Source organism: Nocardia gamkensis NBRC 108242 (genome assembly GCF_001612985.1).
GTDB classification, from domain to species: domain Bacteria; phylum Actinomycetota; class Actinomycetes; order Mycobacteriales; family Mycobacteriaceae; genus Nocardia; species Nocardia gamkensis.
In genome coordinates this window covers 24,867-47,791 of sequence record NZ_BDBM01000041.1, presented here as the reverse complement: position 1 = coordinate 47,791, position 22,925 = coordinate 24,867, and the positions used below count along the sequence as shown (strand labels likewise).

22 protein-coding genes and 1 tRNA gene are annotated in these 22,925 nt (G+C 68.8%); 11 read left to right on the top strand and 12 right to left on the bottom strand.

Features of this window, described 5'->3' with window-relative positions; translation table 11 throughout:
• The first annotated feature begins 20 nt into the window (after nt 1-20).
• Complete coding sequence (locus NG1_RS26800; RefSeq protein ID WP_218019003.1) at nt 21-1,046, top strand: YlbL family protein; 1,026 nt, start codon at nt 21-23, stop codon at nt 1,044-1,046.
• A gap of 243 nt (nt 1,047-1,289) precedes the next feature.
• Here the strand turns inward: NG1_RS26800 and NG1_RS26795 are convergent, their stop codons facing one another.
• Nucleotides 1,290-1,871, bottom strand: a complete 582-nt coding sequence (locus tag NG1_RS26795; protein WP_040868954.1) for a PPA1309 family protein — start codon at nt 1,869-1,871, stop codon at nt 1,290-1,292.
• A gap of 210 nt (nt 1,872-2,081) precedes the next feature.
• On the opposite strand from NG1_RS26795, the gene NG1_RS26790 reads away from it, so the two are divergent.
• Nucleotides 2,082-5,084 (top strand): UPF0182 family protein, encoded by a 3,003-nt coding sequence (locus tag NG1_RS26790; RefSeq protein ID WP_062975351.1) that lies wholly within the window; start codon nt 2,082-2,084, stop codon nt 5,082-5,084.
• Nucleotides 5,085-5,173: 89 nt separating this feature from the next.
• On the opposite strand, the gene NG1_RS26785 is transcribed toward NG1_RS26790, so the two are convergent.
• A complete protein-coding gene (locus NG1_RS26785) occupies nt 5,174-5,719 on the bottom strand; it encodes a transglycosylase family protein (RefSeq protein WP_062975302.1) in 546 nt (181 codons plus the stop codon).
• A 524-nt stretch (nt 5,720-6,243) separates the two neighbouring features.
• Here NG1_RS26785 and NG1_RS26780 point away from each other — a divergent pair.
• A tRNA-Met gene (locus NG1_RS26780) sits at nt 6,244-6,317 on the top strand.
• Between the two features lie 95 nt (nt 6,318-6,412).
• Here NG1_RS26780 and NG1_RS26775 read toward each other — a convergent pair.
• The 4 genes from NG1_RS26775 to NG1_RS38880 are packed head-to-tail and all read right to left on the bottom strand — an operon-like array spanning nt 6,413 to nt 8,167.
• The gene (locus NG1_RS26775; protein WP_062975300.1) at nt 6,413-6,742 is read right to left on the bottom strand and encodes an SH3-like domain-containing protein; all 330 of its coding nucleotides are present in this window, start codon (nt 6,740-6,742) and stop codon (nt 6,413-6,415) included.
• Nucleotides 6,739-7,449 carry a thiocyanate hydrolase subunit gamma gene (gene scnC, locus NG1_RS26770; RefSeq protein WP_062975298.1) on the bottom strand — a complete coding sequence of 237 codons (711 nt, stop codon included), beginning with the start codon at nt 7,447-7,449 and terminating at the stop codon, nt 6,739-6,741. The genes NG1_RS26775 and scnC overlap by 4 nt, the downstream gene beginning before the upstream one ends.
• Entirely contained in the window at nt 7,446-7,745 is a 300-nt protein-coding gene (locus tag NG1_RS38885; protein ID WP_062975296.1) for an SH3-like domain-containing protein, read from the bottom strand. Before NG1_RS38885 ends, scnC begins: the two co-directional genes overlap by 4 nt.
• Nucleotides 7,742-8,167 carry an SH3-like domain-containing protein gene (locus tag NG1_RS38880; protein ID WP_040868945.1) on the bottom strand — a complete coding sequence of 142 codons (426 nt, stop codon included), beginning with the start codon at nt 8,165-8,167 and terminating at the stop codon, nt 7,742-7,744. Before NG1_RS38880 ends, NG1_RS38885 begins: the two co-directional genes overlap by 4 nt.
• Nucleotides 8,168-8,813: 646 nt before the next feature.
• On the opposite strand from NG1_RS38880, the gene NG1_RS26755 reads away from it, so the two are divergent.
• Nucleotides 8,814-9,620 carry a VOC family protein gene (locus tag NG1_RS26755; protein WP_062975293.1) on the top strand — a complete coding sequence of 269 codons (807 nt, stop codon included), beginning with the start codon at nt 8,814-8,816 and terminating at the stop codon, nt 9,618-9,620.
• Nucleotides 9,621-9,722: 102 nt separating this feature from the next.
• On the opposite strand, the gene NG1_RS26750 is transcribed toward NG1_RS26755, so the two are convergent.
• Together NG1_RS26750 and NG1_RS26745 are read right to left on the bottom strand one after the other, a co-directional pair.
• The gene (locus NG1_RS26750; RefSeq protein WP_083863975.1) at nt 9,723-10,379 is read right to left on the bottom strand and encodes a response regulator; all 657 of its coding nucleotides are present in this window, start codon (nt 10,377-10,379) and stop codon (nt 9,723-9,725) included.
• Nucleotides 10,376-11,533: a sensor histidine kinase gene (locus NG1_RS26745; protein WP_245660069.1), complete on the bottom strand. Its 1,158-nt coding sequence runs from the start codon at nt 11,531-11,533 to the stop codon at nt 10,376-10,378. The genes NG1_RS26750 and NG1_RS26745 overlap by 4 nt, the downstream gene beginning before the upstream one ends.
• A gap of 223 nt (nt 11,534-11,756) precedes the next feature.
• On the opposite strand from NG1_RS26745, the gene NG1_RS26740 reads away from it, so the two are divergent.
• Nucleotides 11,757-12,677 carry a sterol desaturase family protein gene (locus NG1_RS26740; RefSeq protein ID WP_084499210.1) on the top strand — a complete coding sequence of 307 codons (921 nt, stop codon included), beginning with the start codon at nt 11,757-11,759 and terminating at the stop codon, nt 12,675-12,677.
• A gap of 42 nt (nt 12,678-12,719) precedes the next feature.
• On the opposite strand, the gene NG1_RS26735 is transcribed toward NG1_RS26740, so the two are convergent.
• Entirely contained in the window at nt 12,720-13,526 is an 807-nt protein-coding gene (locus NG1_RS26735; protein WP_063910444.1) for a nuclear transport factor 2 family protein, read from the bottom strand.
• 115 nt (nt 13,527-13,641) lie between these two features.
• Here NG1_RS26735 and NG1_RS26730 point away from each other — a divergent pair, with 115 nt between their 5' ends.
• Together NG1_RS26730 and NG1_RS26725 are read left to right on the top strand one after the other, a co-directional pair.
• Entirely contained in the window at nt 13,642-14,433 is a 792-nt protein-coding gene (locus tag NG1_RS26730; RefSeq protein WP_062975289.1) for a phosphatidylethanolamine N-methyltransferase family domain-containing protein, read from the top strand.
• Between the two features lie 148 nt (nt 14,434-14,581).
• Complete coding sequence (locus tag NG1_RS26725; protein ID WP_062975286.1) at nt 14,582-15,931, top strand: TIGR01777 family oxidoreductase; 1,350 nt, start codon at nt 14,582-14,584, stop codon at nt 15,929-15,931.
• 316 nt (nt 15,932-16,247) lie between these two features.
• Here the strand turns inward: NG1_RS26725 and NG1_RS26720 are convergent, their stop codons facing one another.
• Nucleotides 16,248-17,093, bottom strand: a complete 846-nt coding sequence (locus NG1_RS26720) for a MerR family transcriptional regulator (protein WP_062975347.1) — start codon at nt 17,091-17,093, stop codon at nt 16,248-16,250.
• Between the two features lie 166 nt (nt 17,094-17,259).
• Between NG1_RS26720 and NG1_RS26715 the strand changes: the two genes are divergently transcribed.
• Both NG1_RS26715 and NG1_RS26710 read left to right on the top strand, forming a co-directional pair.
• Nucleotides 17,260-17,883: a lipocalin family protein gene (locus NG1_RS26715; RefSeq protein WP_309247304.1), complete on the top strand. Its 624-nt coding sequence runs from the start codon at nt 17,260-17,262 to the stop codon at nt 17,881-17,883.
• Between the two features lie 154 nt (nt 17,884-18,037).
• Entirely contained in the window at nt 18,038-19,363 is a 1,326-nt protein-coding gene (locus NG1_RS26710; RefSeq protein ID WP_062975283.1) for a cryptochrome/photolyase family protein, read from the top strand.
• Between the two features lie 13 nt (nt 19,364-19,376).
• Here the strand turns inward: NG1_RS26710 and NG1_RS26705 are convergent, their stop codons facing one another.
• Nucleotides 19,377-19,973, bottom strand: coding sequence for a hypothetical protein (locus tag NG1_RS26705; RefSeq protein ID WP_062975281.1), 597 nt, complete (start codon nt 19,971-19,973; stop codon nt 19,377-19,379).
• Nucleotides 19,974-20,351: 378 nt separating this feature from the next.
• On the bottom strand, nt 20,352-21,329 hold the full coding sequence (galE, locus tag NG1_RS26700) for a UDP-glucose 4-epimerase GalE (protein ID WP_062975279.1): 978 nt from the start codon (nt 21,327-21,329) through the stop codon (nt 20,352-20,354).
• 357 nt (nt 21,330-21,686) lie between these two features.
• Between galE and NG1_RS26695 the strand changes: the two genes are divergently transcribed.
• Both NG1_RS26695 and NG1_RS26690 read left to right on the top strand, forming a co-directional pair.
• Nucleotides 21,687-22,082 (top strand): hypothetical protein, encoded by a 396-nt coding sequence (locus tag NG1_RS26695; protein WP_245660067.1) that lies wholly within the window; start codon nt 21,687-21,689, stop codon nt 22,080-22,082.
• 22 nt (nt 22,083-22,104) lie between these two features.
• Complete coding sequence (locus tag NG1_RS26690; protein WP_062975277.1) at nt 22,105-22,905, top strand: PIG-L deacetylase family protein; 801 nt, start codon at nt 22,105-22,107, stop codon at nt 22,903-22,905.
• Nucleotides 22,906-22,925 lie beyond the last annotated feature (20 nt).

Sequence of the window (22,925 nt, the reverse complement as noted above, 5' to 3'; positions counted from 1 at the left end):
CTGTCATTACTGTGGTCCGGGTGAATCGTCGGATCCTCACCCTGGTGGCCGCTCTGATCCCGGTGCTCGTGCTCGGTGTCGTCGGCAGTGTGCTGACTGTGCCGTTCGTCGCACTCGGGCCCGGCCCCACCTTCGACACCCTCGGCGAGGTGGACGGCAAGGACGTCGTCGACGTGCGCGGCACCGAAGTCGATCAGACCACGGGCCATCTCAATATGACCACGGTGTCGGTGCGCGACGGGCTGAGCATCTTCGAGGCATTCGGCTTCTGGGCCAGCGGCAAGCACGGCCTGGTGCCGCGTTCGGAGGTCTACCCGCCGGGCGTCTCGCGTGAGGAGATCGACAAGTCCAACCAGGAGGACTTCAAGGACTCCGAGGGCAACGCCGAGGTCGCCGCGCTGCATTACCTGCGGCTGCCCACGGTGGTGCTGCTGCGCAAGGTGACCGACGACGGGCCCGCCCACGATGTGCTGCGCGCGGGCGACGAGCTGATCAGCATCAACGGCACGCCCGTGACGGCGCCCGAGGACGTCGTCACCGCGGTCTCGTCCCAGGCGCCCGGCAGCACGCTGACCGTGGTGTACCGGCGCGACAGCGCCGAGCAGACCGCGACGATCGTGCTCGGCGCGCGCCCCGGCGACCCGGCCAAGGGCTACCTCGGCGTGACGCCGGGGGAGGGCGCCCGCCCGCCGGTGCAGGTCGCCTTCAACCTCGCCGACATCGGCGGGCCCTCCGCGGGACTGATGTTCAGCCTGGCCCTGATCGACAAGCTCTCCCCCGGCGAGCTGGACGGCGGCAAGTTCGTGGCGGGCACCGGGACCATCGACCAGGACGGCAAGGTCGGTCCGATCGGCGGCATCCAGTACAAGATGATGGCCGCGCGCGACGCGGGCGCGGAGACCTTCCTGGTCCCGGCCGCCAACTGCAACGAGGCCAAGCAGCGGACCCCGGACGGCCTGCGGCTGGTGCGCGTCGAGAACCTCACCGGCGCGGTGCAGTCGCTCAACGAGATCAACACCGGCAAGGAACCGGTCAGCTGCGGCTGAGGTCGCAACGCGAGGCAGGTGACCCCGGCCGGAAGCCGTGCGAGCCGTTCGGGTGTTCACCGCGAGGGCTCAGCAGGGCAGGTGGGCGGCTTCCCGTGCGGCGAGGAGCAGCAGGCTCTCGCTCTCCGGCCGCTCCGGGCCCTGCATCCGGGATTGCGGCGGGCAGCAGCGCCGCCGTGGCGGTGGGGCCCTGCGGGCGTCCGATGTCCGTGGCGAGCCGGCCGAGCACCTGACCGGGTTCGTTCACTCGAACGTATGGTGCAGGGCCTCGACCAGGTTGGGCGCCAGGTTGGGATAGGTGCGCAGGTCGAGGTCGCCGAAATCGTCGGCGTCGTCCTCGGGGCGCAGCTGCAGCAGGCACAGCGACGCGCCGTCGCGCAGCACCGCGGCGAACAACCGGGCCTCCCGGCGCTCCGGGTGCGCTTCGGCGGCGGCGCGCGCGGCCGCGTCGGCGGCGTCGTGATCGGCCAGCAGCGGCGCGAGCGCGTCGTCGAGCGTCGACTCGGCGTCCGGCGGGAGCACCACGATCTCCTGCACCAGCACGCAACCGCGGACGGCGGGAGGCCAGCTGGTGGTGGCCAGGAACTCGTCCAAGGCGATCGAACCGCCGGTGATGTCGTCCGGGAAAGCCTCCTGCGCGACCGGCGTCAGCTCGTCGCCCTCGTCGAGTTGCTCCTCCAGTTCCGGCTGCGCCGCGACCAGGTCCGCGGTCGGCACCAAGGCGAACATCTGCGGGGGATTCCCCCACCCCTCGGCGTCGACGAATTCCGCCACCTCCCGGACGGATCGGGCAAGGACGAGTTCGGCGTGCAGGTCTGGGGTCACGCGACCATCCAACCAAACCGCCCACGGGGGCAGCCGGAAGCCCGGAGGTTGGTTTCTCCGGCGCGGCAAGCGCAACCCTGTCAGCTGCACGGTGTCCGATTTCCGTAGAGTGGGCCGGGACGGTCCGGAAGGACCACCCGCAACATCGGACTGCGGCGCATCGGCCGGGCCTCTCGGTGCGAGCGTCGCCGGACCTTGGAGAGTGGCATCGTGGGCATGCGGCCCCCCACCGGCTTACCTTCGCTGTCCCGACGCAGCCGTGTGCTGCTGGTGGCAGCCATCGTCCTGGCGGCATTGCTGCTGCTCGGGCCGCGGCTGACGGACACCTACACGAATTGGCTGTGGTTCGGCGAGGTCGGTTTCCGCAACGTGTATCTCACGGTGTTGCGAACCCGGGTCCTGCTATTCCTCGTCGTGGCGGCTTTCGTCGGACTGGTGGTCTGGCTGGCGCTGCTGATGGCCTACCGGTCCAGGCCGGTGTTCGTGCCGGTGGCCGGCCCGAACGATCCGATCGCGCGCTACCGCACCACCGTGATGAGCAGGCTGCGGCTGTTCGGCATCGGCATCCCGGTGCTGCTCGGCCTGCTGTCGGGCCTGGTGGCGCAGTCGAACTGGGTGACGGTGCAGTTGTTCCTGCACGGCGGTTCGTTCGGCGAGAAGGACCCGGAGTTCGGCCTCGACGTCGGCTTCTACGCCTTCGACCTGCCCTTCTACCGCATGGTGGTGAACTGGCTCTTCGTCGCGGTGGTCATCGCGTTCTTCGCCAGCCTGGTCACCCACTACGTCTTCGGCGGACTGCGCCTGACCGGTCGCGAGGGCACGCTCACCCGCGCCGCGCGGATCCAGCTCGCGCTGCTGGCCGGAACCTTCGTGCTGCTCAAGGCGATCGCGTACTGGTTCGACCGGTACGAACTGCTCTCCAGCAGCCGCAAGGAGCCCACCTTCACCGGCGGTTCGTTCACCGACATCAACGCGGTTCTGCCCGCGAAGCTGATCCTGCTGTCCATCGCGGTGATCTGCGCGCTGGCCTTCTTCGCCGGCATCGTGCTGCGCGATCTGCGGGTGCCCGCGATGGCCGCCGCGCTGCTGGTGCTGTCCTCGATCCTGGTCGGCGCGGTGTGGCCGCTGGTGGTCGAGCAGTTCTCCGTGCGTCCCAACGCCGCGGACAAGGAGAGCGAGTACATCCAACGCAACATCGCCGCGACCAGGCAGGCGTTCGGCATCACCGATGACAGGATCGACTACAAGGACTACAAGGGCGAGAGCAACAAGAACCCGCTCGAGGTGCCGGTGGACGCCGCCACCATCGGCAACGCCAGGTTGCTCGATCCGAACATCCTCTCGCCCACGTTCACTCAGCTGCGCCAGCTGAAGAACTTCTACGGTTTCCCGGAGTCACTGGATATCGACCGCTACAACCTCGACGGCGACGTACAGGACTACATCGTCGCCGCCAGGGAGCTCTCGCCCGCGGCGCTGAGCGGCAACCAGACCGACTGGATCAACCGGCACACCGTCTACACCCACGGCAACGGCTTCGTCGCCGCCCCCGCCAACCGGGTGAACAAGCCGCCGTCGGACGATCCCAACGCCGCCGGGGGCAGCGGCGACGGCGGTTACCCGATCTTCATGGTGAGCGACCTGTTCACGCCCGCGGACAAGCAGCGGATCAGGGTGGACCAGCCGCGGGTGTATTTCGGCGAGCTGATCTCACAGGCGAACCCGGACTACGCGATCGTCGGCGCGATGGACGGCCAGCGTCCGCGCGAGTACGACTCCGACACAGCGCAATTCACCTACACCGGCAAGGGCGGCGTGCCGATCGGCAACTGGTTCAACCGGTTGGCCTTCGCGGCCAAGTACGCCGAGCGCAACATCCTTTTCTCCTCGGCCATCGGTGACGACTCGAAGATCATCTTCAACCGCAGCCCGCGCGAGCGGGTGCAGAAGGTCGCGCCCTGGCTGACCACCGACGGGAACGCCTACCCCTCGGTGGTGGACGGACGGATCGTCTGGATCGTGGACGCCTACACCACGCTGGACAACTACCCGTACGCGCAGAACACCGAGCTGGAGGGCGCGGTCGAGGACAGCATCGACAAGAAGACCGGGCGTCTGCTGCCGCGCAAGTCGGTCAGCTACATCCGTAACTCGGTGAAGGCCACGGTCGACGCGTACGACGGCAGCGTCACCCTGTACGAGGTGGACTCGTCGGATCCGGTGCTGCAGGCATGGCGCGGGGTGTTCCCCGGTGCGGTGAAGCCGGAGAGCGAGATCTCGCCGGAACTGCGGGCGCACTTCCGCTATCCGGAGGATCTGTTCAAGGTCCAGCGCGAAATGCTGTCGAAGTACCACGTGGACGATCCACGGGAGTTCTTCACCAACAACGCCTTCTGGTCGGTGCCCGCCGATCCCACGACCGAGGGCGGGACCACCGCCAATCAGCCGCCGTATTACGTGCTGCTGGGCGACTCGAAGACGAACAAGCCCACGTTCAATTTGACCAGCGCGATGACCGGCTACAACCGGCCGTACCTCGCGGCGTATATCTCGGTGCGCTCCGATCCGGACGGGTACGGGAAATTCACGATTCTTCGACTGCCCACGGATACACAGACATTGGGTCCGCAGCAGACACAGAACCGGATGACGACCTCGCCGGACGTATCGCGCGAGAAAACGCTGCTGTCGAATTCGAACAAGATCAAATATGGCAATCTGCTGACCCTGCCGGTCGCGGACGGCGGCATTCTCTATGTGGAGCCGTTCTACAACGAACGCAACACCGGGCCGAACACGGCGACCTTCCCGCAGCTGCTGCGCGTGCTGGTGAGCTATCGGGACGAGGCGGGCAACGTCAAGGTGGGCTACGCCTCGACATTGGCGGACGCGCTGAACCAGGTCCTCCCCGGCGCGGGCGCGCTGGCGACGCCGTTCGGCGGTGACTCGGGCACCAGGCCCAAGCCGGGTACCGTTCCGCCGCCCGCCGATCAGGGCAACAACGGGACCGGCACCGCCGCGACGCCGCCGCCCGCATCGGTCTCGCCGCCCGTGCCCGGATCGTCCCCCGCCAAGGACGCCGCGGCGGCCGAGCTGAACCGGAAGATCGAGAATGTGCGAAATGCCATGCGCAGCGGGAACTTCCAAGATTTCGGCCGGGCACTGGACGAGCTGGAAGCCGCCGTCAAGGCGTACCAGGACGCCGGTCGCTGAATAGCGACGCCGTTCGAACAGCCCCGAACACCGAAGACGCCGCCATCGTTCACGATGGCGGCGTCTTCGGTGTTCGTGACGCGGGAGGGTCAGCGACCGAGAGCGTCGATCAGCGCGCTGTTCTGGCTGAGGATCTGCTGGAACTGGTCCTTCACGCCGTACTGCTCGGCGAGCTCGTCCGCGGCGGACCGGGCCTGCTCGGCCGCCGACTGCGCGGCGCCGACGGCCGGCTGGGCGGGTTCGGGCACGGCGGGCAGTTCCTCGGCCGCGACGAGGGGCTCGGGCTCGGAGGTGCCCTGGCGCAGGTACTGGCCGCACACCGGCCACGCGCCGGGGCCCTGGGTGGCGAGCACGTTCTCCGCCACCCGGATCTGCTCTTCCTTGCTCGCGTTGTGCGCCGAGCCCCTGCCGCCGTTGGCGGCCCAGGTGCTCTGCGAGAACTGCAGGCCGCCGTAGTAGCCGTTCCCGGTGTTGATCCCCCAGTTGCCACCGCTCTCGCACTGTGCGACGCCGTCCCAGTTGTGGGACGCCGCGGAGGCGGAGGCGGTGGAGAATGCGAACGGGACGGCAACAAGAGCGCCGGTGATGGCGGCGAAGCCGAGGGCGCGGGTGCTGATCTTCCGGTTCTCAGTCATGGTCGTTTCCCTCCCTGCGCCCGCCGGCACGGCGATGGAACTCTGCCGCGTCCCTGTCCCCAGGTCGTCGGGGATCCTCGAACCGCGGGACAGGGTTGCCGGTGTTCGGCGGTTCGAGTTCGAGCCCGTCTCGGATGATCCGGGCCGTGGATTGACGGTAACGAAGAAATCTCAGCAGATCACATCTGGATAACGCCGGAATTGCATGAAGCGAATAACAGGAATATCCCCGTTTTTCCAGGTGGGAAACGGCATCAACACGCCGGGGCAGTGGTAAGTTATCGCATCGTTATGTGAGTGAGATCACGTCGAAATAGTGAAGTACGTCACGTTTGAAGTGGTCAACGTGTGGCAAATCTTGTGCGCGCGGTGTCGAATGTGCTTCTCGCCGAGATCGCATCGCGCGTTCCGGGGTGGCTACAGGGTCCCGCCGACGGTTTGTGGTCCGTATACCGCGTCGAAACCGCTGCTGAGCTGGTGATTTGCAGACTGCGTGAACCCGTGTGTAATGTTGTGTTCACCGACGCGGGGTGGAGCAGCTCGGTAGCTCGCTGGGCTCATAACCCAGAGGTCGCAGGTTCAAATCCTGTCCCCGCTACTAGCAAAAAGGCCCGGAACCATGAGGTTCCGGGCCTTTTCGTTTGCGATGCTTCGTTCGGCGGTCTCCGCGGCTCCCCGCCGGTTCTGGTGCGCCTACTGCCGGTGGAATCGCTCCCGGACCGCTTCCATGCGGGCGTGCAGTTCCTCCGGGCTGATCACGCCCAAGTCCATCAGCGCGTGCGCGGTGACCACCACCGATCGGGTGCGTACCGGGAAGTCCTGGTAGATGGTCTCGCCGAGCTCGTCCTCGGCATGGCGGCGCTCCAGGTTGTCCAGGGCGCCGCGCCAGGAGAGGCATTCGCACGTGGCTTGCATGCTGGACTCCCACGGGTCCGGCTTGCCATCGAGTTCGGGCAGGGTGCTCTCCCGGTGCGACGCGGGACCCAGGGTGTTCAGCAGCACTTCGTACGGACCGCTCGTCACCGGCGTCCCTCCTGTCCTGTCGCGGTCTCGACTCGGTTCGGCGGCTGCTGCGCGGTCCAGTCGACCTGGGGCAGCGCCACTCCGATCATGGTGTCCCGGGTGACGATGGCGGCCAGCTGCTCCTCGGTCCAGCCCTCGGTGCCCTCTGGGCGCATCGGCAGCACCATGAACCGGGATTTCTGGTTCGAATCGTGCACCCGGATCTCGACGTCGGGCGGGAAGTGCAAGCCGAACTCGGCGAGTACCTCGCGGGGCCAGCGCACCAGGCGGCGACGGTAATTGGGTGTGCGATACCAGTCGGGGGACATACCGAGAACCGGTCGCGGATAGCACGAACACAGCGTGCACACGATGACGTTGTGCACCTGCGGGGTGTTCTCCAGCACGTAGAAGTAGGTGTAGTCGCTCGGCGTCCCGGAGCCGGTTGGATCGTGCCAGTCGATGCCGACCTCTTTGCACGTCTCGGTCCCGTCGGCGAGCAGGCGCGCCTTGAAGTCGGGATCGGTCCACGCCTTGGCGACCAGTCGCGATCCGCCGTGCGGACCGACCGATTCGGCCCACTCGGCGAACCTGCGGTGGTCTTCCTGGGAGAAGAGCCCCTTTTCGATGGCCAGTTCGCGGACCGCCGTCTCGAGCACTTCGAATTCGCTGATCTCGTCGCTCGTCCGGATCGGCGCGTGGGTGTCGTGATCGTGGGTCCGGCTCACTGGGCGTCCTCCTCTGCGGGCTCGAGCCAGCGCTCGGAGACCTCAGTCTCCAAGGTGTCGGCGTCGAAGCCGGTGTATTTGGGCCACAAATCCTTCTGACGGAATCGCACGACATAGAACGGCTCGACGCGACCGTCCTCGCGTCCCCACGCCTCGTCCTCGGGGATGATCCACTCCGGCCGGTGCTCGACGACGACGCCGGTGTGCCCGCGCGTATAGGCCTGGGTACGGGTGTGGAACATCGACGTGGCGTCGCGCACCCGCACGCGATCGCCGATCCGATACTTCCTGCTCATGGCCGCGCCTCCCTACGGGCGCGCACTTCGTCCAACTTGGCCGAGAGTTCGTCGGGGGTGATCAATCCCTTGGCGACCAGAGTCTTCGCCGCGACGGTCGCCCAGCGCGCGTAGTAGGGGAGACCGAAATACAGCGTCGCGCCGAGATCGTTCTCCGCTCGCCTGCGTTCCTCGGAGTTCCACACCCCGCGCCACCCGAGGCATTCGCACGTGACGTAGGTGCTCATCTCCCAGGGCTCTTCCTCCTTCTCCCGGTACTCGACCGGGATGTCCGGTTGGCCGCCCACGTCGTGCAGAACGTGCCGAAGTGCGGCGAACAACTCGTTGGAGATCTCGTAGGGCGAGTCGAGCGGCTCGCGGAAGACCGGTGCGAGGTCCGCGACGCGATGCTGCAACTCGTCGAATCGGTTCGGTGCGCTCATGATGACTCCGTAGCGACGGATCCGGTGTCCCCGGCGGCGCGGTTGCGGTGGATATGTGCGCGCACGCCCGCACTCGTCGAAGCGGGACCGAGGACGAGCGCCATGGGGACTCCAACGGGACGGTCTGCCCGGCCATCGGGCAGACGGGAGCAGTCGGGCGACGGGGCTGTGACCCCAGTCACAATCGCATGGTTCGGATGCCAAGAGTACACGTCAAGATCGATTTGCTGAAGGATGTCTGTGGTGCGCGGCGCGGCCGCGCGCCGGCTCGGAGAATCGGCGGTTCGACCTCTTGACTAGCGGAAAATGTGGAGGAGACTAGTTATTACACCGGAGCACCGGTAGGTGAGCGCACTGTCAGCCGAGACGTCGGCAGGCAGTGAAGACACCGACCCAGGATCCGGCTAGGCCCCCGGCAAGCCAGTCGAAACACCGGAGTCGTCAGCGACGACCGACGCTCACGGTTTCGATAAGACTACCGGGGACTGATCTGTGTAAGGGGTCTTTCCCCTGAGTCCCCAACGCTCGTGAACCCGATCGAGCGGTCGGCCGAATCGGCTCACTTCCACGGAGTGCTGGTGGTTGACTAGCCGTGTGCCGGCTGTCTCGGCCGCACATCGGCAACCCGTGTCAGGAGGCACTCGCAATGCCCACTCATGACGGAAGCTGGCCGCAGGGAACGCCGTGCTGGGTCGACTGCCAGGTCGACGATCCGGCGCGCGCCCGCGAATTCTACGGCGCCCTCTTCGGCTGGGAGATCCAGGACAGCCCGCCGGAGGCGGGTGGATATCTGATGGCGATGCGCAACGGCCGCGCGGCCGCGGGCATCGGCCCCAAGCCGGAAGGCATGCCGATGCCTTCGGTGTGGACCACCTACCTCGCCGCCGACAGCGCCGACGCGATCGGGGAGAAGGTCGGCGCGGCGGGCGGTGCGCTGATGATGAAACCGTTCGACGTGCTCGATGTCGGCCGCATGTTCGTCGGCGCCGACCCCACCGGCGCGGTGTTCGGGGTCTGGGAGGCCAAGGCCCACGCGGGCGCGGGCATCTACAACGAGCACGGCGCCTACTGCTGGAACGAACTGCACACCAGCGACTACAAGCAGGCGCAGGAGTTCTACGCCGACGTGTTCGGCTGGCACTACGCCGAGATCGGTGACGGCGAGCGCTTCGTCTACTCCACCATCAGCCTGACGCCCGGCGGCGACGCCGTCGGCGGCGTCAACGACTCGACGAAGATGCCGGGCGACAACCCGTCGTATTGGCTGGCCTGGTTCCAGGTCGACAACACCGACCAGGCGTTGTCCCAGGCGGGCGATCTCGGCGCCACCGTGATGTCCGGGCCCGACGACAGCCCCTTCGGGCGGATGGGCATCGTCCAGGGCCCGCAGGGCGAGGTCTTCGGCATCATCGATCCCACGACCACCGTCGGCGAAGCGCCCAGCGGCGCCTGAGCCGTGTCGGCGGAGCGGCGAGGTGAGCGCCGCTCCGCCGTAGTGGCCGGCGTCGAGGAGTGGTCGGGTGGTCCCGCGCCTCGGCGGCACAGGCGAGCGCGCCTATTCCGGCGTGACCAGCCCGTGCTGATGGGCGTAGACGACGGCGTGGATGCGATCGCGCACGCCGAGTTTGGCGAGGATACGGGAGACATGGGTCTTCACCGTCTCCTCGCCGACGCCCAGTTGCGCGGCGATCTCGGCATTGCTGCGCGCGTCGGCCAGCAGGAGCAGTACCTCGAGTTCACGAGCGGTGAGCTGGTGGACTTCCTGCGGGGTGCGCGGCGGTGCGAGCGTGCTCGCGAAGCGGGAGACCAGGCGGCGGGTCATCGAGGGATCGATCAGCGCGTCGCCGCGTGCCGCGATCCGGATGGCCGTGACCAACTCCTCTGGCGGCAGGCTTTTCAGCAGGAATCCGCTCGCACCCGCCTGCAAGGCGCGATACAGGTTGGCGTCGCTGTCATAGGTGGTGAGCACCAGGACGTGCGTTCCGCCCGCGGCGACGATCGCGCCGGTGGCGGCCAGCCCGTCCAGCTTCGGCATCCGGACATCGAGGATCGCGACATCCGGTCGCAGCCGGGCGGTCTCGGTGATGGCCGCGCGGCCGTCGCTCACTTCGGCGACGCAATCGAGGTCCGCCTGGCTGTCGACGACGGCGCGTAGGCCGGAGCGGAACATGCTGTGGTCGTCGGCGATCAGGACGCGGATGGGTGGGTTCACGATCCTCCGATCGGCACGGACACCGTGGTGTGCCACTGCGCGGCGTCGCTGCCGTAGTCCAGTTCGCCGCCGAACAGCTCGGCGCGGCGGCGGATCCCGTTGAGTCCACGCGGGACCGAGGTGTCGGCGGCGGCCGGTTCGCGGGCGAGGGGATTGGTCGCGCGCAGCACCACCCGCTTCGGTAGGTACTCCACCTCCAGTCGCGCGTGCGTGCCGTCCCCGTGCCGCAGCGCGTTGGTCAGCATCTCCTGCACGATGCGGTACAAGGTGATGTTCAGCGAGTCGGGCAGTTCGACCGCGTCCCCGCGCACCGTCGTCTCGACCTCGAGCCCGGCCGCGCGGACGTGCTCGATCAGCCCGTCGATGTCGGCGAGTCCCGGCTGGCGCTGACCGTCGTCATCGCGTCCGTGCAACAGATCGAGCTGGCGGCGCAGATCGACCATCGCGGCCCGGCTGCTGGATTCCACCGCGGACAGCGATCGGGCGGCGGCGGGGGGCGCCGCGCCGCCCAGCGCCAGCCTGGCGGCGCCGGCGTGGATGCCGATCGCGCTGACGTGATGCGAGATCACGTCGTGCAGGTCGCGGGCGATGGCCGCCCGCTCTTCGGTGACCGCTCGCTCCAGAGCCGCCCGGTGCTCCTGCTGTCGCAACCGGGCACGCTGCTCGAGGTCGGCGATGTAGGCGCCGCGCGCGGCTGTGTAACGGCCGACCAGCCAGGGCACGCATCCCGCGGCCACCGTGGAGGCGAGCAGCAGCCGCCAGTCCTGGGCGGCGTTGCTGCCGGTGAGCACGTGGGCCGTGGCCACGCCGCCGCACAGCAGCAGCATGGTCAGCACGGATTTCGGCCCGGCGAGCCATGCACCCGCGCGATATCCGGCCACCAGGAAACCCACGTCGGCGAACCGCACCGGGAACCCGTGGCGGTGCAGCAACAATGCGGCCAGCAATCGCACGAGCACCTGCGCCACCGCCACCACCCCGGCGGTCCTGGGCGGCGCGGCCAAGGCCAGATCGGCGGCGACGATCGCGGTGATCGCGGCGGCCGTCTGCCACGGTGCAACGGCGAATACGCCGCACAGCCCCAGCACCACCGCGTCGATCAGGGCCGCCGCGACGGCGACCACCACCGACTGCCGGGCCAGCGACCTGCTCACATCCAACAGTTCGCCACCGCCTCCGTCCGGTTCAGCGCCGAGTCACGCGGCGATCCTAGCGAGCGCGCCCGGCCGCGCCGGGGACGCCGACCACTCACTGTGCCCGCCGACCGAGCCGCCCGCGTCCCCCGCGCGGGGGACGCGCGATCCCTCGTCGGCGCGATGTTCTCGCGGCCGCGCAGCCGTAGCGTCGAAGCCGACGGTGGACGATGAAGGAGAACTCATGGGCCGTGTGGAGTTGTTGAGCTATGCCATTCCCGCGTTCGCGGTGCTCATGCTGGTGGAATGGCTCGCCTATCGGCGAGATCCCGACCGATCCGGCAACAGCGGGTCGGCCCGCGACACCGCGTCCAACATCGCGACGTTCACCCTGGGCCGGCTGGTGAAACCGCTGATGCAGTACCTGTTGCCGTTCTCGGCGGTGGTCGGCGCCGCCGCGATCACTCCGCTGCACCTTTCGCCGCGCTCGTGGTGGGTCTGGGTACTCGGACTGATCGTCACGGATCTCTGTTACTACTGGGCGCATCGCGCCGACCATCGGGTGCGGCTGATGTGGACCGCCCACAACGTGCACCACTCGAGCGAGTACTTCAACCTCTCCACCGCGATCCGCCTCTCCTGGCTGCATCCGGTCCCCAACATCCTGCGCGGGCTGGCGTGGGTGCCCGCTGCGCTGCTGGGGTTCCCGGCCTGGATGATCTTCTTGTTGCAGGGCATCGGGCTGCTGTACCAGTTCCCGATCCACACCCAGCGTGTCCGGACGCTGCCACGCCCGATCGAGTTCCTGTTCAACACGCCGTCGCACCATCGTGTCCACCACGGTTCGAACAAGCCCTACATCGACAAGAACTACGGCGGCATCCTCATCATCTGGGATCGCATGTTCGGCAGCTTCGCCGCCGAATCGGAACCGGTCCGATACGGCCTCATCAAGAACATCGGCACCGACAACCCGCTGAAGGTCAACTATCACGAGTTGGCCGCGCTGATCCGCGACGTGCGCGGAGCGAGCACCTGGCGCGGGCGGCTCGGATACGTTTTCGGTCCGCCCGGCTGGACCGAGCATGCGGCACCGGCGTCCGAGGTGGTCGAAGTTCCGGCAACCGGCCGGACGGTGGAACGCGCGGGACAGCTCACGTCCTGATCGCGGTGCGGTAGCCGGGTGCGGCGGCGGATGATCCCGGGGTCAGTCACCGTCGAGATAGAACGTCACACTCGCGATGCTGTCGCTGCCGATCGCGAACTCCACGACCGCCACTCCGGCTACCGCGCCGAGCCGCACACTCGCCGTGACGGTGCTGCCCGCGGCGATCACCTTGCTCCAGCGCATGTTGCGCACCCGATTCGTGAATTCCTCCACCGATACCGGCGTGCCCGCGGGCAACTCGAGATCGGCCCGATCTCCGAGCAACTCGCGCACGCGGCTCAGGTCGGTGCTCGCCGCGGCAGCGAAAAGCCCTGTCGTGGCACGTTTTCCGCGGCGACCCACGCCGCCGAGCGCTTGTAGCATGCCCAGCGCCCCGCCGACGCCCTGGTTGACGATCAGTTGCGGCCCGAGCTTCAGCGCGGCGGCCAATCCGGGCAGCCCGGTGCGCAGCAGTTGCCAGATCATGCCCGCCAGCTCCCAATGCGCGGCCAGGTGGACGATCTGCCACGCGCCGTCCCGCTCGACCAGCCGGTAGCGCAGATGCATCGGGACGGAGACGGTGGCGCCGGTGGACATCGTGGTGACGATGGTCAGATCGCGCACCACCATCGGCGGATGGACCAGGTCGCGGTCGACCCGGAACGCGATGGTGTTCGGCCCGATGAAGGTGTCGTAGAACCGCTCGATGGCGGCGCGGCCGACGTGCGGGCGGGATCCCACCGGGTCGTTGACCTCCGCGCCGGGGGCGAACAGGCCGACCCACGCGGACCTGTCGTGCGCGCCGACCGCGCGCGGCGACGCCTCGACGGCCGCGAGCAGCGCCGCGGCCGAGGGATCCAGCGGCATGGGCAGTACCTCCGTTGACAACGAGCCGGGACTGGACACATGGTAGAACAAGTTCTAATTTTGGCGTCGCGTTCCGGTTCTCACGCCGGTCGCCTCCGCACGGCAAGGGAACTCGATGGACTGGTATACCGGGAACACCGCCTACGACACCGTACTGACGATCGGCTTCGCGTTCGCGGCGTTCGTGGTCGTCGGCGGCTTCTTCGCGCAGAGTCCCTACGGGCGGTTCGCCTCGACCGGGATCGGTTTCAATCTCGATACCAAGCTGGGCTGGTGGTTGATGGAGATTCCGGCGACGGTGATCTTCGCGATCTGCTACCTCGCGGGCCCGAACCGCTTCGAACCCACCTCCTTGGCGCTCGCCGCGATCTGGGTGTTGCACTACGGCAACCGCGGCTGGTTCTTCCCGCTGTCCATCCGGCAGATGCCCGGTAAGCGGAGCAGCTTCAACATCTCGGTGCTCGCCGCGGGGATGTTCGTCACGGCGCTGCACGGCTATCTCAACGGCACCTTGTTCGGTCACGATTATCTCGATCAATACGGACCGGAGTGGTTGACCGATCCGCGGTTCTTGCTCGGGCTCGTCGTCTATCTGGGCGGGTTCGCGTTGCTGGTGCGCTCGGAATCGATCGTGCGCAACCTGCGGGACAAGAACGATCCGGGCGCCGCCGAATACCGGATTCCGCACGGCGCGGGGTTCCGATTCGTCAGCAGCCCGGCCTACCTGGGTGAGTTGATCGCATGGGCGGGCTTCGCGCTGGCGACGTGGTCGTTGGCCGGCGTGGTGATCTTCCTGATCACGGCGGGCAATCTGGTACCGCGCGCCTTCGCCACGCACAAGTGGTACCGGGAGAAGTTCGCCGACTATCCGGCGGACCGGAAAGCGTTGATTCCCTTCGTGGTCTGACCCGCGGCCCTGCCGACCGAGGGGTTTCGAGCCAGAAAATTGCATCGGACGTCCTGTTCATCGACCGTTTCCTGTGGTTTATGAGATTGTGAGTCGAGGAACGATGCAGAAACGCTGCATCGGGTCGGTTTCGGGCTACAGTCGGGTCATGGGTATCGAGTACGCGAGCGTCATCGATCTACCCCGGTCCGAGGTGTTCGCCTGGCACGCCCGCCCCGGGGCGCTGACCCGCCTGGCGCCGCCGTGGCAGCCGGTGTCACCGCGCGCCGAGTCGGACTCGCTGTCCGACGGGCAGGCGGTGCTCGGATTGCCCGGTGGCCTGCGCTGGGTGGCCCGGCACGATCCCGCCGAGTACGACCCGCCGCGCCGGTTCGTCGACGCGGTCACCGTCGACGGCGTCGGCTCGCTGCCTGCCGGATTGCTGCCGTGGCGGCACACCCACGATTTCGAGGTCGTCGACCGGACGCATACCCGGGTGGTCGACCGGGTGGACGCGCCGGTGCCCGCCACGGTCCTTCGGCCCATGTTCGCCTACCGCCACCGGCAGCTCGCCGACGACCTCGCGGCGCACGCGCGGGCGGCGGGGGAGGGTTTCGTGTCCAGGACCGTCGCGGTGACCGGAGCGTCCGGCCTGGTCGGTTCGGCGCTGACCGCGTTCCTGTCCACCGGCGGGCATCGTGTGGTGCGCCTGGTCCGGCACGCGCCGCGCGCCGCGGACGAAAGACGATGGGACCCCGCGGATCCCGCGCCGGACCTGCTGGACGGCGTGGACGCGGTGGTGCATCTGGCCGGGGCCTCCATCGCGGGCCGATTCACCGCGCGGCACAAGCGCGCGATCGCGGACAGCCGGATCGGGCCGACCCGGAGACTCGCCGAAGTGGCGGCGCGGGCGGCGGTGCCGGTCTTCGCCAGTGCCTCCGCGATCGGCTACTACGGCGCCGATCGCGGCGACGAGACGCTGACCGAGCGGTCGATGCGCGGCGACGGCTTCCTTGCCGACGTGGTCGAGGAGTGGGAGGCCGCGACGGTGCCCGCCGCCGAAGCGGGTGTGCGGGTGGTGCGCGTGCGTACCGGGATCGTGCAGTCCCCGCGCGGCGGCACGCTGCGGCTGTTGCGCCCGCTGTTCTCGGCGGGGCTGGGCGGGCGCATCGGTGGCGGGCGGCAGTGGTTGTCGTGGATCGGGATCGATGACCTGATCGACGTCTACCATCGGGCGCTCTGGGACACCGGCCTGTCCGGAGCGGTCAGTGCCGTTGCCCCGCAACCGGTTCGCAACGCGGAGTACACCAAGGTCCTGGCGGGCGTGCTGCACCGGCCCGCGCTGTTCCCGGTACCCGGGTTCGGTCCCGCGTTCCTGTTGGGCCGCGAAGGGAACCGGGAAGTGGCGTCCGCGAGTCAGCGCGTCGTTCCTACCCGGCTGACGGAAGCCGGTCACCGATTCCGCGCCCCGGCCCTGGAACCTGCGCTGCGTCATCTGCTCGGCAGGCCCGCGGGGTGACTCGGGGGGACCTGGTCCCAGCCGGGCTCTAGGTGTCCCCTTGGGATAGCGGCTGTGGGACCCGGCTTCGGCGTAGGCGAGATAGCGCCATCGGCAAATCGGATCGGTGCCGAGTGCGGCGACGTGTGCGCGAACGTTGCGGCTCGCTCAGCGGCAAACGGCCTCCAAGTGGCACGTGCATTGATTTCGCATCGAATGTGGAGCGAAGCAAGCTACTTTCGTAGGGCATGAGCCCGAAGCGCGTCGGGAGGGGATTCGTGTCGGGTTCGGTGATGGATTGGCCCACGGCCCTCCGCGTCGAAGCCGAGTTGTGCGTTCAGGCGAGCCGGTCGGCGGCGTCGAGCAGGCTGTCGACTCGTTCCACGCCCTCGGGGAGGAATACCGCCTCCCATCCGGGGCCGCCGACGAGCACCCGTGCGCCCGCGCCGAGGCAGGCGCGGACGGCGGAGGTCAACGCCGTTGACTCCTGCTGCGACCACAGCAGAACGGCGGCGGGACGGTCGAACCGAGCGAGGGTGTCGGCGAGCGCCGCGGCGGGCACGTCGGCGCCGAGCATTCGCGCTCCCGCGCCGCGTTCGGCGAGGGCCGCTCGCAGCACCTCCAGTGGAAGCGAATGGGTCTCTCCGCTGGTGCAGGCGAGCACCACCGGTGTGGTGCCGCCGGCCACCGACGGCGGGTTCGTGCGGTGCAGCACCGAGATGACGCACCAGGACAGCAGGTGCTCGACATCGATGCATCCCTCGCCACCGAGTTGGCGGTCGACGATGTCGGCGAAAGCGGGGCGGCACAGCAGGTCCCAGGTGTCCACCACGCCGAACGCGCGCACGTGCGCTTCGAGCTGGGCGGACACCGAGGTGGTGTCCAGCGCGAAAGCCGCGGCCAGCAGCGATTCCCGGCGGCCGAGCGTGGGCGCGGGTCCGCGCACCGCCGCCGCCGCGCCCGCCGGGCTCGCACCCGCCCGGATCAGGGTCAGCATCCGCTCCAGCATGGCGATGTCGGCCTCGGTATAGAGGCGGTGTTTACCCGGGCGGTGTTGCGGTGGACCGATGTCGTAGCGGCGATTCCAGCTGCGCAGCGTCGCGGTCGGGATACCGAGACGTTCGGCGACCGCGCGCACCGTGTATCCGGCCGCGTCGGACACGGGGACGGGACCGGCGGGCATCGCCCTATTCTGCCCGTCGCCGCCGACGGGATCCGTCCCGCCCGGGTTGTCGGTGGGTCCGCGCGCCGGCGCCACGTCATCGATCCTCCGGGAAATGAATAGGATGCATCAATTATGCATCGTTCTGTGCTAGCGTGGACAGCGTCGCCGATTTCTAGGAGTTAGCGTGCATCGTCGCAATCTGCTGCGTAGGTCGACCCGACTGCTCGCCGGGGTGGTATCGGCACTGTGCGCGACGGCGCTGGCGGCGGGCGGTTCCGCCGCGGCGCCCAGCCCTGCCGACGGGCCGGCGCCGGTGCCGCGGCTCGAGCTGGAGCGGTACTTGGGCACCTGGCGTCAGCTCGCCGCGGTCCCGCAATACTTCGATCTGGACTGCGCGCGCGACACGCAGGCGAGTTACGCACTCGATCCGCAGGGCGACATCGCGGTGCGCAACACCTGCACCACGTGGGCGAACACGCGCAACGAGATCAACGGCACCGCGACGGTCAACGACCGGGAGACCGGGGCGCAGCTGCACGTCAGCTTCCCCGGCGTGCCCACCCAGGATCGCAGGGAAGGGCCGACCAACTACATCGTCACCGCGCTCGGCCCGGACTATTCGTGGGCGGTGGTGACCGACCCGAGCCGGATTTCCGGGTTCGTCCTGGCTCGCGCGGCTTCGCTGGACGCCGATACCTGGCAGCAGGCGCGCACGGCGATCACCGCGGCCGGCCAGAACCCGTGCCTGTACCTGACCTCGCCGACGACGGGCGGTGAGTCGCGCATCGTCCCACTCTGCGCGGGGTGATCCGGGATGCTCGGCGCCCGCGAGGGTCGCGTCGTCGGCGGTATGGCCGAGCCGCCCGATGCCGCGCCGGCGCGGCCCTCACGGGCGCCGAGCGCACCTTCCGGCGAGGAGGCCCGAGGATGAGAATTCGCGCCGTACGACGGGTGGGTGCGCGATGACCGTGACGATCGCTCTGTTCACCCGCGACCTGCGGGTGCGGGACAACCCGGTGCTGACCGCCGCGCACCGGGAGGGCGCCGCGGTGGTGCCGTTGTTCGTGCTGGACGACGCCATCCTCTCCGGCCGCTTCGCCGCACCGAACCGTGCCCGGTTCCTCGCCGCCGCTCTGGCCGAGCTGGACGACGAACTGCGTGCCATCGGCGGCAACCTGGTCCTGCGCCGGGGGGACGTGGCCGCGGAGGTCGATCGCGTGGTCGCCCAGGTGAACGCGGAGAGCGTGCACGTCGCCGCCGACGTCAGCGCCTACAGCCTCCGCCGGGAACGCGCTCTGCGTGAACGACTCGCGCGCCGCGACTGTCTGCTGCACACGCATCCCGCCACCATCACCGCCGCCGATCGGGAAGCGCTGCTGCCCGCCACCGGGCGCGACCACTTCGCCGTCTTCGGCCCGTATTTCCGGCGCTGGTCCGAAGCGCCGCGGCGCACACCGCTCGGCACGCCGCGTGGCCTCACGGTGCCGCGCGTGTCGAGCCTGCCCCTGCCCGACGCGGGGGAGCTGTGCGCGAGCCGGACATCGCCGCGGCTGGCGGTGGGCGGTGCGACGACGGGCCGAAAGATGATGCGCGATTGGCTGTCCGGGCCGGTCGAGCACTACGCGCGTGACAACGACGACCTCGCCGCCGACGCCACCTCGCGGCTGTCGCCGTATCTGCATTTCGGCTGCGTGTCCCCGGTAGAGCTGGTGCACCGGGTCGACATGTCCACCGAGGGCGGGCGCGCGTTCGCCCGGCAGCTGGCCTGGCGGGACTTCCACCACCAGGTGCTGGCCGCCCGCCCGTCCGCGGCCTGGTCGGACTACCGTGCCCGCGACATCCGCTGGCGCGAGGACCCGCAAGCCGTCGACGCCTGGCGGGAGGGGCGCACGGGGCATCCGATCGTGGACGCGGGCATGCGGCAACTGCGCGCGGAGGGCTGGATGCACAACCGGGCGCGGCTGATCACGGCCAGTTTCCTGACCAAGTCGCTGCGCGTCGACTGGCGGGTGGGGGCGGAGCACTTCTTGCGCTGGCTGGTGGACGGCGACCTGGCCGACAACCAGCTCAACTGGCAGTGGGTCGCGGGGACGGGGACCGACACCAGGCCGAATCGGGTGCTCAACCCGCTGCGCCAAGCCGAGCGTTACGACCCGGACGGCGCGTACGTCCGGCGTTGGATCCCCGAGTTGGCGCACCTGCCCGGTGCGCGCATCCACCGGCCGTGGCGGGAGCGGATCGATCCGGCGGACTACCCGGCGCCGATCATCGATTTCGTCGGAATGTAGTGGCCGCGAACGGTCACCTGAGTGGCTCACCCGGCCGGTCCGCGGCCACCGCGGCATCGGCGACCGACTCGAAGGCTCGCATCACGTTCTCCAGTTCGTCGCCGACCTCCCGCATACCGGCCACTGTCGTCAGGTCGTCGGTGTCGAAGTACCACCGCGCGAACAGGCGGCGGAAAGCGTCGTCGGCGTCGTCGGCCAGTCGCAGGACCTCGGCGCGGTAGTGCGCCGCCCACACGGAATCCAGCGGCGCCGTGAGGGATCGGGCCGTGTTCTGCCCGCACTCCTGCACTATGCCGATGACCTCGACGAGTTCGTCGGCGAGCACTGTCACGCGGTGCCGGTCGGCGAGCTCGGCCGTCGTCCGGAGATGGATGACGACGCCGTGCAGCGCCCGGCCGAGCGCGCACCGGCCTGCCGACTCGCCGAGCAGTTCGCACGCGATGTCGGCACTGCGCTCGGCGAGCAGCGCAAGGCGCGCGGAGACCTCCGCGTGGTCGGCGGGGATTCGATGGAGCATGCCGAGTACCGCCGCGGCTTGCCCGACCGTATCGGCCGCATGCCGAGAACAGTCGTGCGAGTCCTCCCGGACCAACGGTTGCGACGACGTCACCTGTGCTCCTGTCGATGGATCGAAATGCGTGTGCGGTGCGCTGATCCGCCCCGCTGTCGCGACCGATCGCGCGACACAGATGATTCGAAGAGCGGGGCGCCGTGGATGAACCTCCCCGATCCGCCCGAACGAGACCCGGCGCGAGCTTGGCGAATCGCGTTCGCGCGCGCTTGAATTGATGTGTCGAGGATTTGCCATGTCCGAGGAAAGGGGCCTGTCGTGGGCACCGTCGAAATCGCGATCACCATCGGCCGCATCGTGGACACGCTGCAGAAGGCGCTGATTCTGCTCATTCTCTGATCGACTCGCGATGCCCGGGCGCGCGAATGGAGGTTGCCCGGGACTTCGCGGAAATACGCCGAAACGTTGCTCGGTCGATCAGTCGCCGTACACCGACCGGTGGAAGTGCCATGCGTCGGAGACGATGTCGGCCAGATCCGGTCGCTGTGGCTTCCAGCCGAGCCGGGTGCCCGCCTTGCCGCTCGCCGCCACGCAGACGGCGGGATCGCCCGGCCTGCGTGGGCCGTAGTGGACCGGGAAGTCGCGTCCGGTGACCTCCCGCACCGTGTCGAGCACCTGCCGATTGGAGTAGCCGCTGCCGTTGCCGAGGTTGTACACGTCGTATTCGCCGGGGCGGATGGCCTCCAGCGCCAGCAGATGAGCGGCGGCGAGGTCGGCCACGTGCACGTAGTCGCGGATGCATGTGCCGTCCGGCGTCGGATGGTCGGTGCCGTAGAGCGTGAACGAATCACGTTGTCCCGCCGCGGCTTGCAGCAGGATCGGGATCAAGTGCGACTCCGGGTCGTGCCGCTCGCCCAGCCGCGCGTCGTGCGTGACGACGGCGCCGGAGGCGTTGAAGTAACGCAGCGACGCGGCGCCGAGTTCGCTCGCGCCGCACTCGCCCGCGATCATCATGTCCACGGTCGCCTTGGTCGCCGCGTACGGATTGGCCGGACGCACTTCGGCGTTCTCGTCGAAAGGTGTGCTCCCGTCGCCGGTGTACATCGAGCCGGTGCTGGAGAAGATGAGTCGCGGGGTGCCTGCGGCGCGTATGGCGCGCAGCAAGGCGAGCGAGCCTTCGATGTTGTTCCACCAGTACTTTTCGGGGTTCGCGACCGATTCGGCGACTTCGATCTTGGCCGCGAAGTGCAGCACGCCGTCGAAGCCGGACGCGGGGGTGAGCACGTCGGCGACACGGTGAACCGGCAGCTGGTGAAATGCCGCGCGCGCCGGAAGGTTCTCCGGGAAGCCGGTGGACAGGTCGTCGAGAATCTCCACTTCGTGGCCCGCGGCGACGAGTTGGTGGGCGACGACGCTGCCGATGTAACCGGCGCCGCCGGTGACGAGAAGCTGCACGGCTGTCCTCTCCTGGTCAGTGGCTCGCGGAAGACCTCAGGGTAGACCGTGGCGAACGCCCGGAGCCGGAGCGTTCTCGAAGCTGGGAGTTCGCTGTAGGAGCAGATTCGGGTTGCCAGGAGGTTCCCAGCGCAGTATCGGGGTGTCTCGAGATCGCGCACCGAGGATTGTCTGCGCGGTCGAAGTTCGGCCGGGAGCCCGACGGGCCGGATCGAGGAGAAGTATGAAGGTGTTGAAGTCCAAGGTGGCGAAGGCGGCGGTGGGTTCCGCTGCCATGAGTCCTTCGCCCCTACCGTCGTCAGGTCGATTACCTCGCAGGTAATCGACCTGATCGGCGTTATGGGCGAGGCTCGGGACATGGTGACGAACAGCATGCGGAAAACCCGCTCCCCACTGGCCGGTGCGCTGCGCGGCCTGGCGCTCGGACGGGTCGCGCTGGGGTCGGCCGCGCTCGTGGCGCCACGGACGTTGACCAAGGCGCTCGGCGTACGCCCTACGCCCGAACTCGACTACATGACCCGGATCTTCGGCGCACGGGCGATCGCGCTGGGCCTGGGGTATCTGACCGCGCCCGCCGAGGAACTGCCACGCTGGCAGCGTCTGGCGTTGCTGGTGGACATCCTGGACACCACGCACGGCGGGGTGCGCCTCCTGCGCAGTGACGCCCCGCGCCCGGCCGCGGTGGCCATGGTCGCCCTGACCGGCGGCTATATGCTCGTCGGCGCGACCCGGCTGGCCGAGGATCTCTCGTGAATGCCTTTGGCACACTGGTGCGATGGCGACCGTTGTGGCATTCCACGCGCACCCGGACGACGAGACCCTGCTGACCGGCGGGACCCTGGCCAAGCTGTCCGCCGCCGGGCACCGGACGGTGATCGTGGTGGCCACCGATGGCCACATGGCGGATCTGGATGGCCGCAAGCCGTTGCGCCTCGGCGAGTTGGCGGCCAGCGCCGCCACCCTCGGCGTGCACCGGGTGGTGCACCTCGGCTACGCCGACAGCGGACACGGCGCGGTGCTGTACGCCGACCCGCCGGACCGGATGCGATTCGCCCGCGCGGATCCGGAGGAGGCGGCGGGGCGGTTGGCCGCGATCCTGCGCGAGGAGCACGCCGAAATTCTGCTCAGCTACGACCGCAACGGCGGATACGGACATCGCGACCACGTCCGCGTGCACCAGGTGGGCAAGCGCGCGGCAGAACTCGCCGGCGTGTCGCGAGTCCTGGACGCCACCTTGCCGCGCGAGGGTTACACGCGTCTCGTTCGTTCGCTGGAGCGATTGCGGGTCCCCTTTCGTTATGACCCTTCGGTTCTCGCCTCGCTGTTCAGTCCGCGCTCGGCGATCACCCATCGCATCGACGTCGCCGCCCACGCGGCGCAACGCAGAACCGCTCTGGCCGCCCACCGCTCGATCGCCGAGGGCTCCAGTCGCTTCGCCACCATCGCGAAAGTGCTCCTGCGCCTGCCCACCCCGATCCTCGCCCGCGTGATGCACTGGGAATGGTTCGCCGAAGAAGGTGCCACCCCCGGCTCCGGGGCCCCGCTCGACGACATCTTCCTACCCGCGCCGCGCTGAGCGGCCGCCTTCTTCGCCAT